Annotated in this window: 18 protein-coding genes and 1 pseudogene; 14 read left to right on the top strand and 5 right to left on the bottom strand. The window is 59.6% G+C overall.

What is annotated here, in order from left to right:
* Nucleotides 1–435 precede the first annotated feature (435 nt).
* The 4 genes from HWX34_RS11905 to HWX34_RS11890 are packed head-to-tail and all read right to left on the bottom strand — an operon-like array spanning nucleotide 436 to nucleotide 3,177.
* On the bottom strand, nucleotides 436–975 hold the full coding sequence (locus HWX34_RS11905; protein ID WP_178972442.1) for a PilX N-terminal domain-containing pilus assembly protein: 540 nt from the start codon (nucleotides 973–975) through the stop codon (nucleotides 436–438).
* Nucleotides 957–1,922 carry a PilW family protein gene (locus HWX34_RS11900; protein ID WP_178972441.1) on the bottom strand — a complete coding sequence of 322 codons (966 nt, stop codon included), beginning with the start codon at nucleotides 1,920–1,922 and terminating at the stop codon, nucleotides 957–959. Before HWX34_RS11900 ends, HWX34_RS11905 begins: the two co-directional genes overlap by 19 nt.
* 8 nt (nucleotides 1,923–1,930) lie before the next feature.
* Complete coding sequence (gene pilV, locus HWX34_RS11895) at nucleotides 1,931–2,545, bottom strand: type IV pilus modification protein PilV (protein WP_178972440.1); 615 nt, start codon at nucleotides 2,543–2,545, stop codon at nucleotides 1,931–1,933.
* Nucleotides 2,542–3,177, bottom strand: a complete 636-nt coding sequence (locus tag HWX34_RS11890; protein WP_178972439.1) for a GspH/FimT family pseudopilin — start codon at nucleotides 3,175–3,177, stop codon at nucleotides 2,542–2,544. Before HWX34_RS11890 ends, pilV begins: the two co-directional genes overlap by 4 nt.
* 556 nt (nucleotides 3,178–3,733) lie before the next feature.
* Between HWX34_RS11890 and HWX34_RS11885 the strand changes: the two genes are divergently transcribed.
* From HWX34_RS11885 to HWX34_RS11870, 4 genes are all read left to right on the top strand, one after another.
* Nucleotides 3,734–4,348 carry a TetR/AcrR family transcriptional regulator gene (locus tag HWX34_RS11885; RefSeq protein ID WP_178972438.1) on the top strand — a complete coding sequence of 205 codons (615 nt, stop codon included), beginning with the start codon at nucleotides 3,734–3,736 and terminating at the stop codon, nucleotides 4,346–4,348.
* Nucleotides 4,349–4,448: 100 nt separating this feature from the next.
* Nucleotides 4,449–5,189: an NADPH-dependent oxidoreductase gene (locus HWX34_RS11880; protein ID WP_178972437.1), complete on the top strand. Its 741-nt coding sequence runs from the start codon at nucleotides 4,449–4,451 to the stop codon at nucleotides 5,187–5,189.
* 33 nt (nucleotides 5,190–5,222) lie between these two features.
* The gene (gene nemA, locus HWX34_RS11875; RefSeq protein WP_178972436.1) at nucleotides 5,223–6,317 is read left to right on the top strand and encodes an N-ethylmaleimide reductase; all 1,095 of its coding nucleotides are present in this window, start codon (nucleotides 5,223–5,225) and stop codon (nucleotides 6,315–6,317) included.
* A 75-nt stretch (nucleotides 6,318–6,392) separates the two neighbouring features.
* Nucleotides 6,393–7,076 (top strand): type 1 glutamine amidotransferase domain-containing protein, encoded by a 684-nt coding sequence (locus tag HWX34_RS11870; protein ID WP_178972435.1) that lies wholly within the window; start codon nucleotides 6,393–6,395, stop codon nucleotides 7,074–7,076.
* A gap of 7 nt (nucleotides 7,077–7,083) precedes the next feature.
* Here HWX34_RS11870 and HWX34_RS11865 read toward each other — a convergent pair whose 3' ends face one another.
* Nucleotides 7,084–7,998: a diacylglycerol kinase family protein gene (locus HWX34_RS11865; protein ID WP_178972434.1), complete on the bottom strand. Its 915-nt coding sequence runs from the start codon at nucleotides 7,996–7,998 to the stop codon at nucleotides 7,084–7,086.
* A gap of 316 nt (nucleotides 7,999–8,314) precedes the next feature.
* Between HWX34_RS11865 and queC the strand changes: the two genes are divergently transcribed.
* The 10 genes and pseudogenes from queC to serB all read left to right on the top strand — a co-directional run bounded on the left by queC (nucleotide 8,315) and on the right by serB (nucleotide 14,670).
* Nucleotides 8,315–9,019: a 7-cyano-7-deazaguanine synthase QueC gene (gene queC, locus HWX34_RS11860; protein ID WP_178972433.1), complete on the top strand. Its 705-nt coding sequence runs from the start codon at nucleotides 8,315–8,317 to the stop codon at nucleotides 9,017–9,019.
* 304 nt (nucleotides 9,020–9,323) lie between these two features.
* Nucleotides 9,324–9,677, top strand: a pseudogene (locus HWX34_RS21490) (6-pyruvoyl tetrahydropterin synthase family protein); the annotation flags it as partial.
* Nucleotides 9,678–9,686: 9 nt separating this feature from the next.
* The gene (locus tag HWX34_RS21485) at nucleotides 9,687–10,052 is read left to right on the top strand and encodes a 6-carboxytetrahydropterin synthase (RefSeq protein ID WP_231960256.1); all 366 of its coding nucleotides are present in this window, start codon (nucleotides 9,687–9,689) and stop codon (nucleotides 10,050–10,052) included.
* A gap of 2 nt (nucleotides 10,053–10,054) precedes the next feature.
* Nucleotides 10,055–10,684: a 7-carboxy-7-deazaguanine synthase gene (gene queE, locus HWX34_RS11850; protein WP_255496687.1), complete on the top strand. Its 630-nt coding sequence runs from the start codon at nucleotides 10,055–10,057 to the stop codon at nucleotides 10,682–10,684.
* Between the two features lie 298 nt (nucleotides 10,685–10,982).
* Nucleotides 10,983–11,249, top strand: a complete 267-nt coding sequence (locus HWX34_RS11845) for a DUF2282 domain-containing protein (protein WP_178972430.1) — start codon at nucleotides 10,983–10,985, stop codon at nucleotides 11,247–11,249.
* 85 nt (nucleotides 11,250–11,334) lie between these two features.
* Nucleotides 11,335–11,583 (top strand): DUF2282 domain-containing protein, encoded by a 249-nt coding sequence (locus HWX34_RS11840; RefSeq protein ID WP_178972429.1) that lies wholly within the window; start codon nucleotides 11,335–11,337, stop codon nucleotides 11,581–11,583.
* A 44-nt stretch (nucleotides 11,584–11,627) separates the two neighbouring features.
* Nucleotides 11,628–12,458, top strand: a complete 831-nt coding sequence (locus HWX34_RS11835) for a DUF692 domain-containing protein (protein WP_178972428.1) — start codon at nucleotides 11,628–11,630, stop codon at nucleotides 12,456–12,458.
* Nucleotides 12,448–13,197: a DNA-binding domain-containing protein gene (locus HWX34_RS11830; protein ID WP_178972427.1), complete on the top strand. Its 750-nt coding sequence runs from the start codon at nucleotides 12,448–12,450 to the stop codon at nucleotides 13,195–13,197. Before HWX34_RS11835 ends, HWX34_RS11830 begins: the two co-directional genes overlap by 11 nt.
* A 72-nt stretch (nucleotides 13,198–13,269) precedes the next feature.
* The gene (locus HWX34_RS11825) at nucleotides 13,270–13,734 is read left to right on the top strand and encodes a DoxX family protein (protein ID WP_178972426.1); all 465 of its coding nucleotides are present in this window, start codon (nucleotides 13,270–13,272) and stop codon (nucleotides 13,732–13,734) included.
* Between the two features lie 93 nt (nucleotides 13,735–13,827).
* Nucleotides 13,828–14,670, top strand: coding sequence for a phosphoserine phosphatase SerB (gene serB, locus HWX34_RS11820; protein ID WP_178972425.1), 843 nt, complete (start codon nucleotides 13,828–13,830; stop codon nucleotides 14,668–14,670).
* Nucleotides 14,671–14,686 lie beyond the last annotated feature (16 nt).

Here is a 14,686-nt window from a genome sequence, read left to right as displayed (position 1 = left end):
TGTTATTGACAAAAGTAGTGAGCTGAGAGCTGGAAGTGGAGAGTGTCGGATCACTCCAACCATTTATTTTGAGGCTAGTACGCAATGGGACATAACCCAAATACCACCCACCATTATAATAATAGTCATAAGGACCATAATTAAAATGAAATAATCCCCAATAAGCCATATCCCAATTATTATTCAGTAGATTGGTCAATACTTTTCGGGCAATGGTAATTTTGGATGGATTGGAAGTGCTGACCGCATTTCCATTCGGCGCGTCATTCATACTACCGGAATCATCTACCATCAAGGCAATATTAGGCCGTACGGATTTTTGATTCAGGTAGAGCGGCACAGCCGGATAGGGACTCGCAGCAAAAATCGTGGCAGAAAACAGTGCCAGCACAGCTGCCGTGCAAACAGTAACAGAACGGGACATGGGCAGCCGCCTCAGGAAACGACGTAATAACTTTGCAAGGTCACCTGGGTATTGGCATTGCGGCCCCAGGCACGGGAGGTAATGCGATATAGCGATGCCCCCGAGGTACCGGTCACGGCATCGGTATAATTGCTGTCCAGCAATTCAATGGTGTAGCGCGGCTTTTGCAAGATCTCGCCGGTAATGGTGCAGGTAGTGCACTGCAAGGAGTTGTTATAGGTACCGGTAAACACATTGCTGCGCTCCCAGGCATTGGTCCCGCCCGCAGACTGGCTGGGCAGACAAAGTCCGCCGGTGCAGGCCGCCACAAAGGAACTGGCCACCGGCTTGTTGCTGGCGACATAGCTTTCACCAGACTTCAAAGCCAGCTCGGCCAGCTGGAATGCCAGCGTACGGTCGTTCTGGTTGCTGGCGATCTTCTGTTCGGTCAGCAAGGGGTGCGCCCCGTACACCACCAGCAGGGCAATCACCGCCAGCAGGATGAGCGACACGATCAGGCTGGCCCCGCGCTGGGCATGAGGCAGCCGGGATTTCAGCTGGAGCGGTAGCATTGCTTCCCCCGGATGGCGGCGGTGGTCTGGTAGGTCTGGGTCAGGTAGCCAAAGCTGTTGCCGCTGGCCAGCGGTACCTGGTTCTGGCTGCGCACTGTCATGGTGATGCGTACCGATGACACATTGCGCCAGTTGCCCACCGAAGCGCGGCTACGGTAAGTCACCAGGCAATTGGTACTGTCGGTGACTTCTCCATATTCATACTGCAGGCCGGTGACGTTACCGATCAACTCGTTCGGTCCTTGCAAGGTACCGCCCTGCCCCAGCTCGGTCATCACCAGCGCCCCGCTGCTGTTGACGAAATAGGCACGGGACACCAGGTCCATGATGTCGGCACCGGTAGTCATGCTGCCCATATTCACCGACACCCCGGCCGAGGCCAGACCGGCACTGATTTGCTGCAGCATGATTTTCTGGCAGGTGCTGGCTACCCAGAACTGCTGCCCCACGGTGTAGGTACGCTGGTTATTACTGTTTGCAGAAAAAGTGGCTGTACCACCAGAGGCAATCGCCGTGGCCTGTGCGGTTCCCCGACCATACTGCACGGCCAGCACATCAATGCTTGACGAAGCAGTCTGTCCATTAAGCCAGCTACTGGCCGAACCGGCAGCATAGGCAGCGAATGGCAGGTAGCTACCGCCGCCGGTAATGAAGGTTTGATACACCGCAGGTGAACTCACTGCACTGGTATCCACCGTCACCGCCTGCGAAGCCGCCGTATTGTTGGCGTCCAGCGTGGCACAGCCATAGCTGCCGGCCATGCGCAAATCGCGTGAAATCTGCAGCAGGGCAATGCGGGCATCCTGTTGCATGCTGATGCGCTGGCTGACCACATTGAAAGTGCGCTTGCTGTTGACATAAACCGCTACAACCGCTCCCAACACGATCATGCCCAGGGTCAGTGACACCATCAGCTCGATCAGGGTAAAGCCGCGCATCCGTTTCATGGAATTACTCATGGTTCAAACTGCAAAACATAGCCATATACCCGGCTTGTGGTACTGGAAGCTGACGAATTGGCACTATTGTTGCCCAGGGCAGTATTCGCGGCTTTTTCCATGGCAGCCTTCCAGGCCACCCGTATCATCAGCTTGCTGCCACCGGTGCAACCACCCAGTTTGCTATCGTTGAAATTAACGGTGGACGAGGCATTGCTGTCGCGACAGATAATGGCCCGCACATTGTTCTGGCTGCTGTCGGAGAATGCTGTGGCCAGGTTATTTTTGAATTGGTACAGGTCGTAGGCCGCCATTTGTGCACTCGTGCACTGCGCACCGCTCGCCGCATTGCACAGGGTGGCAGGAACAGTAGTGTGGTCGCTGTAGCTGGTTTCCACGTAGTTGGTCCAGTCTTCCGTCACGCTGCCACTGGCATTGATCACCGCATTGGAATTGGCGCGCATCGCATCAGATACTTCGGCAGCCAGCATGGCGGCTACGCCCTGCTGCTCGGCTTCGCGCACGGTCTTGAGGGTGCGGCCTTGCATCCCGGCCAGGGCCAGCATGCCGACACCGACAATCAGAATGGACATCAGCACTTCCAGCATGGTGAAGCCGGTCATTTTCTTCATGAGCAGGCTCCGCAACTGCTGTCGGTACTGCTATCACAAGCCTTGCTGCGGCCAGACCCAATCACCAGGATGACACGGCACAGATTATTGCTGGTGTCCTGCAACACCAGCTTGCGGCTGTTGCCATCCAGCAAACGGCCATCACTGCCAAAGGCCAACTGGTTGACGCTGCCCACTGGGCTGCTGGACATCACCAGATTGATGGCCGACGCGTTATTCATTTCGCCGTAGAAGGAAAAGCTCTTGATCGCTTCGCCACTGTCATAGCTCCCCATGGTGCCGGTGCTGATATTGTCGGCGTACACCAACAGCCCATAACCCCAGTTGTACTTGCTGCTGGTTTGCTGGTTGAGGCAGCCGCTGATGCTCATGCTGTTGGTATTGAGATTGGCCGAGCAGATGTAAACCGGCTGGTTGCGCCGCACGGCTTCGGTGCGGGCATAGTTGAAACCCGCCACGATGCGGTTGGCTTCGGTAGTGATCTTGTTGCTGGCCACCAGCATTCTGAACTGGGGGACGGCAACTGCCATCATGATGGCGCCAACGCCTACAGTGACCATCATCTCGACCAGAGTAAAACCCAGTCGTCGCTGGCGGGGCGCTACTGTTTTTCCTGCTGGGAATTGGGACATGGTGGTACGCATGGACAAGTCGCATGGCGATACGCTGCCAGCGAATATTCCATTATCAATACAATTTATCAATGCTACGCATTCTACATAGATAAAGGCTATTTACAAGATTTTTCCCAAAATAACAAAAGATACATCTTAAATTTTACATTTCAAAATCTGATTCATATTTGAGGTGAGACAAGGCCAAACACTAGAAATCAATAGAAAACAGCGTTAAATATTGATCAAATTATTCATACCCTGTTATCAAACCAAGCTTACCAGCCGGATGCGGCGCATTCTGTCTTGCTTGTGACACAGTTCTTTCGTACAGACTCGCTTGATCCCATACCAGATAATTTCAGGCCGCCTCTCCTCATGCAGGCCAATCGGTTCATCTCCCATCCGCTGCCTGGGCCAGACTGGGTCAATGCAAATCGTCATCCGGACGGCAAGCCCCACACACCACCGCGTGGATTGTCTGCGCTGCCTTTCCACCGGATTGCAGCCCGCATGCCACAGCTGACCCACAATAAGCTTGCAAACTAGACGACTGGTCTAGTACTATCTCGCCATGTCACGTCCCAGCCAGTTTTCCGATACCCGCGAACACCTGCTTGCCACCGGTGAGTCCATCATCCTGGGCAAGGGTTTTTCTGCCGTTGGCCTGGCCGAAATCCTCGGCTGCGCCGGGGTGCCCAAAGGCTCGTTCTACCATTACTTCCGTTCCAAGGAAGGCTTTGGGGTGGAAATGCTGCGGCGTTACTTTGAACATTACGATGCGCGCCTGCTGGAAGCGCTGGACCCAAGCCAGGGTGATGCACGCAGCTGCTTGCTGCGTTACTTCTCCGGCTGGCTGGACCGCCACCAGCAATGCGAGGAAGGCAATCAAAGCTGCCTGGCCATCAAGCTGGCCGCCGAGGTCTCTGACCTGTCCGAACCCATGCGCGAAGCGCTGGCCGAGGGCATGGGCCGGGTGATTGTCCGGCTGGCCGACTGTATCCGGCGTGGGCAGCAAGAAGGCAGTTTGTGTACCCGCCTGTCCGCGGAAGACACCGCTGGCAGCCTGTACAGCCTGTGGGTGGGTTCCGCCTTGTTGTTCAAGGTGCAGCACACCCAACAGCCCATGTTGCAGGCACAGGCCCTGACCGACGCCATGCTCAAGCCGGGTGACTGTCAGGCAAGCTGACGCAGTAACAGGAATTTATTTTGCCCGCCCCTGCAGCGGGTATTTTTGACATATCAACTAGACGACCGGTCTATTTATTTTACCCAAACGGGAGAATGCCATGAACAGCACACTGGAACTGATGCAACAACATCGCAGTATTCGCAGCTATCAGGACAAACCCATCCCCGCCGAAGTACTGGACGCAGTGCTGGACGCCGCCTGGAAAGGCCCCACCTCCATCAATGGCCAGCAAGTTTCGCTGGTGGTAGTGCAGGATGCCGCACGCCGCCAGCAGATTGCTGCTCTGGCCGGTGGCCAGCCGTGGATTGCCCAGGCCCCGGTGTTTGTCACCCTGGTGGTGGACTTCTACAAAACCCGCCTTGGCGTGGAAGCCGCAGGTGCCGAGCAGGTGATTCAGGACAGCGTGGAAGGCTTTGCCGTCGGCGCAGTAGACGCCGGCATTGCACTGGGCAACCTGATGACCGCCGCCCGCGCGGCAGGGCTGGGCGTGGTGCCGATCGGCGGCATCCGCCGCAATCCGCAAGCCATGATCGAGCTGCTACAACTGCCGGAACTCACCTTCCCCATCGTGGGCGTGGCACTGGGCTATGTGGATCAGGACAGCAGCATCAAACCGCGTCTGCCGCGTGACAGTTTTGTCCATCACGAGCATTACCAGGCTGCCAAGCTGCCGGAACAAATCCGCCAGTATGACCAGACCCTGGCCAGCTACTGGCAGCAGATTGGCCGCCCGGATGGCCTGCCGTGGACAGCCAATACCGCACAGTACTACCAGAATGTGTATTTCCCCGAAGTCGCCCCGGTTGCCCGCAAGCAGGGCTTTGGTTTTGACCGTTAATCAACTTGTCTTTGCCTACAGGAAGAAGCTGAAATGAGTCTGGATAAACTGTTTACCCCGCTGCAAGTGGGTGCCGTCACCCTCAACAACCGTGTGGCCATGGCCCCGCTCACCCGCCTGCGCAATACCGAGCCGGGTGATGTACCGACTGATTTGTCGGTGCAGTATTACACCCAGCGCGCCAGTGCCGGGCTGATCATTGCCGAAGGCACGCATATCTCCCCCACCGCCAAGGGCTATGCCGGTGCACCGGGCATTTATAGCGAAGAACAAGTTGCCGCCTGGAGCAAGGTGAATGCATCCGTCCACGCTGCCGGTGGCAAGACCGCGCTGCAACTGTGGCATACCGGCCGTATCTCGCACCGCTCCTTGCAGCCGGATGGCGAAGCACCGGTAGCCCCGTCGGCCATCCGCGCCGAAAGCAATACCAATATCCGCCAGCCGGATGGCAGCCTGGCCCGCGTGCCATGCGATGAGCCGCGCGCGCTGGAAGTCTCCGAGCTGGAAGACATTCTGGAAGACTACCGCCGCGCCACCGACAACGCGCGCCGCGCCGGTTTCGACCTGGTGGAAATCCACGGTGCCCACGGTTATCTGCTGGACCAATTCCTGTCGCCGGAAGCCAATGTACGCACCGACGCCTACGGTGGCATCGTGGAAAACCGCGCCCGCTTCCTGCTGGAAGTCGTAGATGCCGTGGTAGCTGAATGGGATGCCGAACACGTGGGCATCCGCATTTCGCCGCTGGGGGTGTTCAATGGCGTGTCCAACGTCGAGCAGCAAGACATCGCACTGTATGTGATCGAACAGCTGACCAAACGCAAGCTGGCATTCCTGCACATTTCCGAACCGGACTGGGCTGGTGGCCCGGCATTGAGCGAAGCCTTCCGTCAGGAAATCCGCAAGCGTTACCCGGGCGTAATCATCGCCGCTGGTGGCTATAGCGCAGAAAAAGCGGAAAAACTGATTGGCGAGGGCTATATCGACGCCGTGGCCTTTGGCCGCAGCTATATCGCCAACCCGGACCTGGTGGAACGCCTGCAAGCCGGTGCTGCGCTCAACACCCCGGATGCCGCCACCTTCTACGGTGGCGATGCCAAGGGCTATACCGACTACCCGACGCTGTAAACCTGATCAATCACTGACAACAACAGTCCGGGTTGGCCAGCGCCGCCCGGACCACATCACACGAGAAGCCACACCATGAAAAAAGTCCTGTTTGTCCTCACCAGCCATGACACGCTGGGCAATACCGGCCACAAAACCGGTTTCTGGATCGAAGAATTCGCCGCGCCCTACTACGCGCTGGCTGACAAGGGCGTTGCCATCACGCTGGCCTCACCCAAGGGTGGTCAACCGCCCATCGACCCCAAGAGCGCCGACCCGAGCTTCAGTACCCCGGCCACCGAACGCTTTAATCAGGACAGCGCGCTGCAAGCCGTACTGGCCAATACCGTCCCCCTGGACAGCGTACAGGCCGATGATTTTGATGCTGTGTTCTACCCCGGCGGCCATGGCCCGCTGTGGGACCTGGTCGACAACAGCGCCTCCATCGCCCTGATTGAAGCCTTTGTTGCCGCCAGCAAGCCGGTAGCCGCCGTGTGCCATGCCTCGGCCGTGCTGGTGAATGTGCGCGATGCCGCAGGCCAGCCCTTGGTGGCCGGTCGCAAGGTCACCGGTTTTTCCAATACCGAAGAAGACGCGGTGCAACTGACTGACATCGTGCCGCTGCTGGTGGAAGACGCACTGCAAGCCAAGGGTGGCCTCTACGAAAAAGGCCCGGACTGGGGGGTATTCGTGCGTGAAGACGGCCTGCTGATTACCGGTCAGAACCCGGCATCATCCGAACTGGTGGCTGAAAAACTGCTGGCCCGGCTGAACGGCTGATTGATTGCTACAGGGCGGACAGGCAACGCAGCGCCGCCGGCTCCAGCGTAAAGCGGGCCGGTGCCTGGCCGACCAGTTCGCCATCCACCTCCAGCGGGCAGTCTTGCCCCTCTACCAAGATGCTGCGCACACTCAGATAGCGCACCCGCTCGTCCAGCACCGGCTGTGCCTTGCGCAGGCTGGGCAGATGGCGCAAAAAATCCAGCCCGCCGCCACGCCGTATCATCACCACTTCCAGCAAACCATCGTCCAGCCGTGCCATAGGGGCAATGCCCAACCCGCTGCCAAAGTAACGGCCATTGGCCACGCACAGGCTGAGGAAATCACCGCTGATGACTTCGCCATCAGCCAGCGTCAGTTGCATGCGCCGGGGACGGTAACGCAGCAGAGTGAGCAGGATGGACAGATAAAACGCCACGCTGGCCGGCAGCCAGCCCGGCAGGCGGCGCACTTGCTGCACAATGGCCGAGCTGATGCCCAGCGAAGCGATATTGCCAAACCAGATCACCCGCTCGCCGTCAGCACCAGGCAGGCTCAGCCGCCCCAGGTCGATACGGCGCACGCGCTGACTGGCAATCAGCTGTTCCAGTTGCTCCAGTGAATCGCTCACCCCCAGCGAACGGACAAAGTCATTGCCGGTGCCAAAGGGCAGCGCGCCCACCGCCACCCGCTCACGCGCGGTGGCATCCGCGCGCATCACGCCATTGATCACTTCGTGGATGGTGCCATCGCCCCCCACGGCAATCAGGTAATCGCAGCCCTGCCGTACCGCCGTGAGCGCCATGTCTTCGGCACTGGCCGCCGACGTGGTGATGTGGATGTCCACCTGATAATCCGCAGCAAAACGCTGCAACAGGCGGTCGGGCAGGCTGCGCGGACAACGCAGGCCATGCAGGATGAAAACCAGCCGGGTCTGAGCCATAACAAGACTATCGCAACATAACCGTTGGATTATCAGACAGAACATCGGCTTTTGATACCAGCCTGCTCTGCACTGCCAACAGCCCAGTCAGCACTGCAGGTAATAAAATCAATGCACTAATCGCGCCAGCCAACTGGCTGGCAAGGCGGTTTTCTGATAGATTACGCGGTTTTGCTGCGCGGCATTTTGGCTGCCAGTACCTGCCGGGTGAGACCGATCCCGCGTGCGTATTGCCACCGCAACAGCACCTTGCACCGCAAGGCCAAGCAAGCTGCGACAGCACCACTGCCTCGACTGTTTATCGATGGATCACGCCATGACACCGAATACCACTAAGACTGCGGAAAAAGCACTGGTTGTGCTGTCCGGCGGTCAGGACTCCACCACCTGCCTGTACTGGGCAGTGCAAAAATTTGGCGCGGCCAATGTGGAAGCCCTTACCTTTGACTACGGCCAGCGCCACCGCGTGGAGCTGGACTGCGCCCGCAAGATTGCCGTCATGGCAGGCGTACGCCAGACCGTGCTGCCCATCGACACCTTTGCCGCCATTGGTGGCAATGCGCTGACCGATGACAGCATTACGCCCGAAGAAGGCAGCCGTGACGACGACGCCCTGCCCAACACTTTTGTGCCGGGCCGCAACCTGATATTCCTTACTTTTGCTGCCGCTTTTGCTTACACCCGCGGTGCCCGTCACATCGTCACCGGCGTGGCGCAAACCGACTACTCCGGCTACCCGGACTGCCGCGAAAACACCCTGCAAGCGCTGCAACTGGCGGTACGCCTGGGCATGGACAGCCGGGTGGAACTGCATACCCCGCTGATGTATCTGAGCAAGGCCGAAACCGTCACCCTGGCGCAGCAAGTAGGCGCCATAGAAGCACTGGCCTGGAGCCACACCTGCTATAACGGCGCGGTGCCGCCTTGCGGTCATTGTGCTTCCTGCGAGCTGCGCGCCAAGGGCTTTGCCGAGGCTGGCGTGGCCGACCCGCTGATCGAACGCTGCAGCAAGGAGGCCTGACATGCATGCATCCTGCCTGCTGGCCGGTGGCCGCTTTGAAGCCGCCCGCCGCGTTGCCGGTGACGAACACCGTCTGAGCGGCCTGCACGGCCACAGCTTCCGCGTACTGGCGCGCGCCGATGTCACCCACATCGAACAAGCCGAACTGCATACCGCACTGGCACAGGCCCTGGCCCCGCTCGACTATGCCGACCTCAACCAGCAACTGCCGCAGTGTGACGATCTGAGCCTGGCCCAGCACATCAAAGATGCGCTGAACTGCCCGTCCGCCCTGCTGCTGCAAAGCGCACCGGAACGCGGTGTGATGCTGGAAAACGGTACCGCCCTGCACTGGATTGCCGCCAGCTTCGAGGCCGCCCACCATCTGCCCCACGTACCGGTCGGCCACAAATGCGGCCGCCTGCATGGCCATGGTTTTGGCGTGCGCATCGTGGCAGATGCCCGCCAGCACAGCCAGGCCGGGCTGGAAGCGGCCTGGGCACCGCTGTTCCTGCGCTTGAACCACCGCTACCTCAATGACATCGCCGGGCTGGAAAACCCCACCAGCGAGGTGATTGCCGCCTGGCTTTACCATGAGCTAGAGGCCGCTGGCCTGACAGGCCTGGCCTGGGTGGAAGTACGCGAAACCCACACGGCGGGCAGCCAGTTCGACGGCAAGCGCTTCCGCATCTGGAAGGAACAACGCTTTGAAAGCGCGGTACCCTTCGACAGCCATGGCAACTACACCGGCCACAGCTATCTGGTGCGGCTGATGCTCACCGGCAGCCTGGACCGCACCATGGGCTGGCTGTTGGACTTTGGCGATGTGAAAGACCGTTTCAAGCCTATCTACCGCCAACTGGACCACAACCCGCTGGACAAGCTGGCCGGCGTGCGCGACGGCCACAGCCAATCGGTGGCCGAATGGGTGCATGCCCATCTGTCGCCGCTGGTGCCGGAACTGGCCCGCATCGACCTGATGGAAAATGCCCATCAGGGTGTGTCGCTGCTGTTCCATGACGATATGCGCTGGCCGCTGCTGCAAGGGGAATGACCATGTACACGGTAAAGGAAATCTTCTACACCTTGCAGGGTGAAGGCCGCCAAGCTGGCCGTGCTGCGGTGTTCTGCCGCTTTAGCGGCTGTAATTTGTGGTCTGGCCGCGAGGAAGACCGCAGCAAGGCGGTATGCCAGTTCTGTGATACCGACTTTGTCGGCACCGGCCCGGATGGCGGCAAGTTTGCCAGCGCTGCCGAACTGGCCGCCCGTATTGCCAGCCAGTGGCCAGCAGGTAGCGGCGGCACGCCCTATGTGGTGTGCACCGGCGGTGAGCCGCTCTTGCAACTGGATGCCGAGTTGATTGACGCCCTGCATGCCGAGGGTTTTGAAATCGCGGTGGAAACCAATGGCACCATCGCCGCCCCGGCCGGTATCGACTGGATCTGCGTCAGCCCCAAGGCAGGCGCGCCTCTGCTGCAAACCAGCGGCAATGAGCTGAAGCTGGTCTACCCGCAAGCCACCCAGTTGCCGGAAACTGTCGCCCATTTGCAATTTGACACCCGCTATTTGCAGCCGATGGACGGGCCGGAGCTGGCGGCCAATACCCGCGCCGCCATTGCTTACTGCATGGCGCATCCGCGCTGGCGTTTGTCAGTACAGACCCACAAGGTGGTGAATATCCGCTGAGCACGGCTCAAGCCTGCTGCGGCGCGCTACTGTCCATCGCGTCAAACCATCGGGTGCACAGTCGCCCGATTTTTTTTGCCTGCACGTGTAAGAAAGTGCCAGTGGCGTCGACAGATGCTGCAGAGACAGTCACGCAGCAGGTCGGCGTAATCAGCATTGAAATTATGGCAACGGCAGCCAATGGCAGCGAAATGCAGATAATTTCAAAATATTTTTCGCCAGTGTGTAAGAAAGCCCCAGCCCGTGCGACTGACTCCTGAAACCCGGCATTTGCCGCTACCCCCGACAGGAGATTGACATGAACACTTCCAAAACTCTGCTTGCTTCCGCCATGGGCGCTGTAGTTACCCTGGCCGCCCTGACTGCCGCGCCTGCCCAGGCAGCAGAACAGGAAAAATGTTACGGCGTGGCCATGGCCGGCATGAACGACTGTGCCTCCGCCACCGGCGCACACGGCTGCAAAGGCCAGGCCATGGTGGACAAGGACCCGGGCGACTGGAAGCTGGTGGCCAAGGGCAGCTGCCAACAGATGGGTGGCAATACCATGGCACCAATGAAACAATAAGCAGTCTATTCAAGCTTGCAAACCACAGGCACGGGCATGCACCGTGCCACCCCAGCACAACAACTGTTTTTTCAGGAGAACCACCATGAATGCTTCCAAAGCCCTGCTCGCTTCCGCCCTGGGTGCCGTTGTCGCCATGGGCGCGCTTAGCGCCACCCCGGCTGCCGCCGCAGAAAAGGAAAAATGTTTCGGCATTGCCCAGGCTGGCAAGAACGACTGCGCCTCCGGTGCCCACTCCTGCGCCGGCCAGGCCACCAAGGACAAAGACCCGGGCGACTGGAAATACGTCGCCAAGGGCAGCTGCGAGAAAATGGGCGGCAAGCTGGCCAAGTAAGCCAGGCCGCTCGTTTTCTGAATCCTGATCACAGAAGCTGAACCATGAGCCACTCCACCCTCCCCGCTGTTGCCGGCATAGGCCTGCGCGCCCCCCACTATCGCCAGGTGCTGGACACCCTGCCACCGCTGGGCTGGGTGGAGGTTCACAGTGAAAACTTCTTCGATGGCGGCATGCCGCTGGCCATGCTGCAACGGGTGGCGGAACACTATCCGCTGTCGCTGCACGGCGTGGGCCTGGGGCTGGGCTCGCTGGTACGCCCGGACGGGAAACATCTGGCCGCGCTCAAGCGGCTGGTGGATGCCATCCAGCCATCCGCGGTGTCGGAACACCTGTCCTTCAACCACAGTGCCCAACGTTATGTGAACGACCTGCTACCCATTCCTTACACCCGCGCCGCACTGGAGGTGATTGCCAGCCATGTGGCGGAAACCCAGGAGCTGCTGGGCCGTGCCATCTTGCTGGAAAACCTGTCCAGCTATGTCGAATACCCCGGCAACGAGATGAACGAAGGCGAGTTTCTGGCCGAACTGGTGGCACGTACCGGCTGTGGCCTGCTGCTTGACGTTAACAATCTGTACGTCAACGGGGAGAATCTCGGTACCGATGTGCAGGCGGTACTGGCCGCCCTGCCCGCGGCTGCAATTGGTGAAATCCATCTGGCAGGCTATAGCGAGCGCGACGGCATGCTGGTGGATACCCACAGCCAGCCGGTACACCCCGGTGTGTGGCAGCTGTATGCCCAAGTAATTGAAAAGCTGGGCCCACGCCCGACACTGATCGAGTGGGATCTGGACATTCCGCCGCTGGATACGCTGCAAGCCGAGGCGGCCAAGGCCGACAGCATCCTGCAAGGAGCGCACCATGACGCCTGAAGCACGCTGGCAGACAGCGCTACTGGAGCTGATTGCCCGTCAAGAGCAACCGCCGGATGACACACTGGGCCTGGATGCAGCAGGACTGGCGGTCTACCGCAACAACTACCGGCTTGGTCTGATGGACACCCTGAAAATGATTTATCCGGTTTGCGGGCAAATCGTCGGCGAGGAGTTTTTTACCGGACTGGCACGGGAATATAGCAAGCGCAACGCCTCGCTCAGCGGCAACCTGCATGAATACGGCGGCCTGTTTGGCGACTTCCTGCAAGGTTTTCCACCGGCACAAACCCTGCCTTATCTGGCCGATGTGGCCCGGCTGGAATGGGCAGTACACCGCAGCTATTACGCCATCGACCAACAAGCACTGACTGCCGTGGCGCTGACCGGCGTGGCAGCCGAACACTACGGTGCATTGCAGTTCCGTCTGCCTGACAGCTGCACCGTGTTGAGCTCTCCCTGGCCGATTGTCGGCATCTGGCAAGGCCATCAGCCGGGACACGCTCTTGAGGTCAATCTGGATGCTGGCGGCGAAGCCGCGCTGGTGCAGCGTAATGCGGGCCGTGTCGGCGTTACGCTACTGAGCCCCGGCATGGCCGCGCTGCTGCACAGCCTGCAACAGGGCGAAACACTGGGCCAGGCTGCTGAACAAGCCTTGCAGGCCGAGGCGGATTTTGACCTGCAAGCGGCGCTGCTGCACTTGTTCACCGACGGCCTGATCACCGAATTCCATCTTTAACCCAGCACAAAAGCCCTGCATCCGTCCGTGTGGCGGAGGGGCGCGGCTTGCCTGCCGCAAGGGAGACCGACCATGAACGCTCTCAGACAAAAACTGCTGCCACTGCAGCGGCTGTTCGACCAAGCCAGCCATAGCGCCCGCCCACTGGTGCTGCTGTTGTTCCGACTGTGGATTGCCAATGTGTTTTTCAAATCCGGTCTGACCAAGCTGGATGACTGGGACACCACCGTCTTGCTGTTTACCGAGGAATACCACGTCCCCTTACTGCCACCTGCGCTGGCTGCGGTGATGGGAACCTTGGGAGAAACCGTGTTTTCCAGCCTGCTGGCCATCGGGCTGTTTGGCCGCTTTGCCGCCGCCGGGCTGTTTGTGGTCAACCTGATGGCGGTGATCAGCTATCCCGGCCTGACCGATGTCACCCGCCAGTTCCATCTTTACTGGGGCATGTTGCTGCTGGCACTGTTTGCCTTCGGCCCCGGCGGCCTGTCGCTGGATGCCGCCTGGCAACGCTGGCGTCTACGTCGCGCAGGACATTGAAGCCACAGCGCCGGAAGGGGGCACATCCCCATTCCGGCTGTCGGCCTGCAAGTGGCATAATGACGTATTGCCCATCAGACTGCTTGTAAGCCCATGTCCATCACCCTCGTCATTCAATCCCCCCGCCTCGACAGCCGCGAACTGCAGGAACTGGCCACACTGGCCGGTGCCAGCAGCATCCAGCAGCCCAGCCCGGAGGTGGCCAGACTGGCCGACGCCGACCCGGCCAGCCGCGATGCCATCAGCGCCTGCTGCCAGACCCTGGGCTATGACTTTGCCTTTGTCGACAGCAGCCTGAAACTGGCGGACTTCGGCCTGTTGGTGTCCGATATGGACTCAACGCTGATCACCATAGAATGCATTGATGAAATTGCCGACATGCAAGGCATCAAGCCACAAGTAGCCGCCATTACCGAACGCTCGATGCGTGGCGAACTGGACTTTTCCGCCTCGCTGCGCGAACGGGTGGCCTTGCTGGCAGGCCTGTCGGAAGGCGCGCTGGAAAAGGTTTACCAGGAGCGCCTGCAACTAAGCCCCGGTGCGGAAAAACTACTGGCCCACTGCAAGGAACACGGCATCCGCTTCATGCTGGTTTCCGGCGGTTTCACCTTCTTTACCGAGCGGCTGAAACAGCAACTTGGACTGGACTATGCTTACGCCAACCAGCTGGAAGTGGTGGATGGCAAGCTGACCGGCCGCGTGGTGGGAGACATTGTCGATGCCGCCGCCAAACAGCGCCTGCTGATCGAAAAACGCAGCGAACTGGGCTTGCGTCCGGAACAGGTGATTGCCATGGGCGACGGTGCCAACGACCTGCTGATGCTGGGCGAAGCCGGCGTAGGCGTGGCTTACCGTGCCAAGCCGGTAGTGCAGGACAAGGCCGATGTCGCCATCAATGTCGTGGGGCTGGACGGCGTGGCCAAGCTGTTTGCCTGATTACGTTTTCACCGGG

The sequence above is a fragment of the Aquitalea sp. LB_tupeE genome (assembly GCF_013391415.1).
GTDB lineage: Bacteria > Pseudomonadota > Gammaproteobacteria > Burkholderiales > Chromobacteriaceae > Aquitalea.
This window is presented reverse-complemented; position numbering and strand designations above follow the sequence as displayed.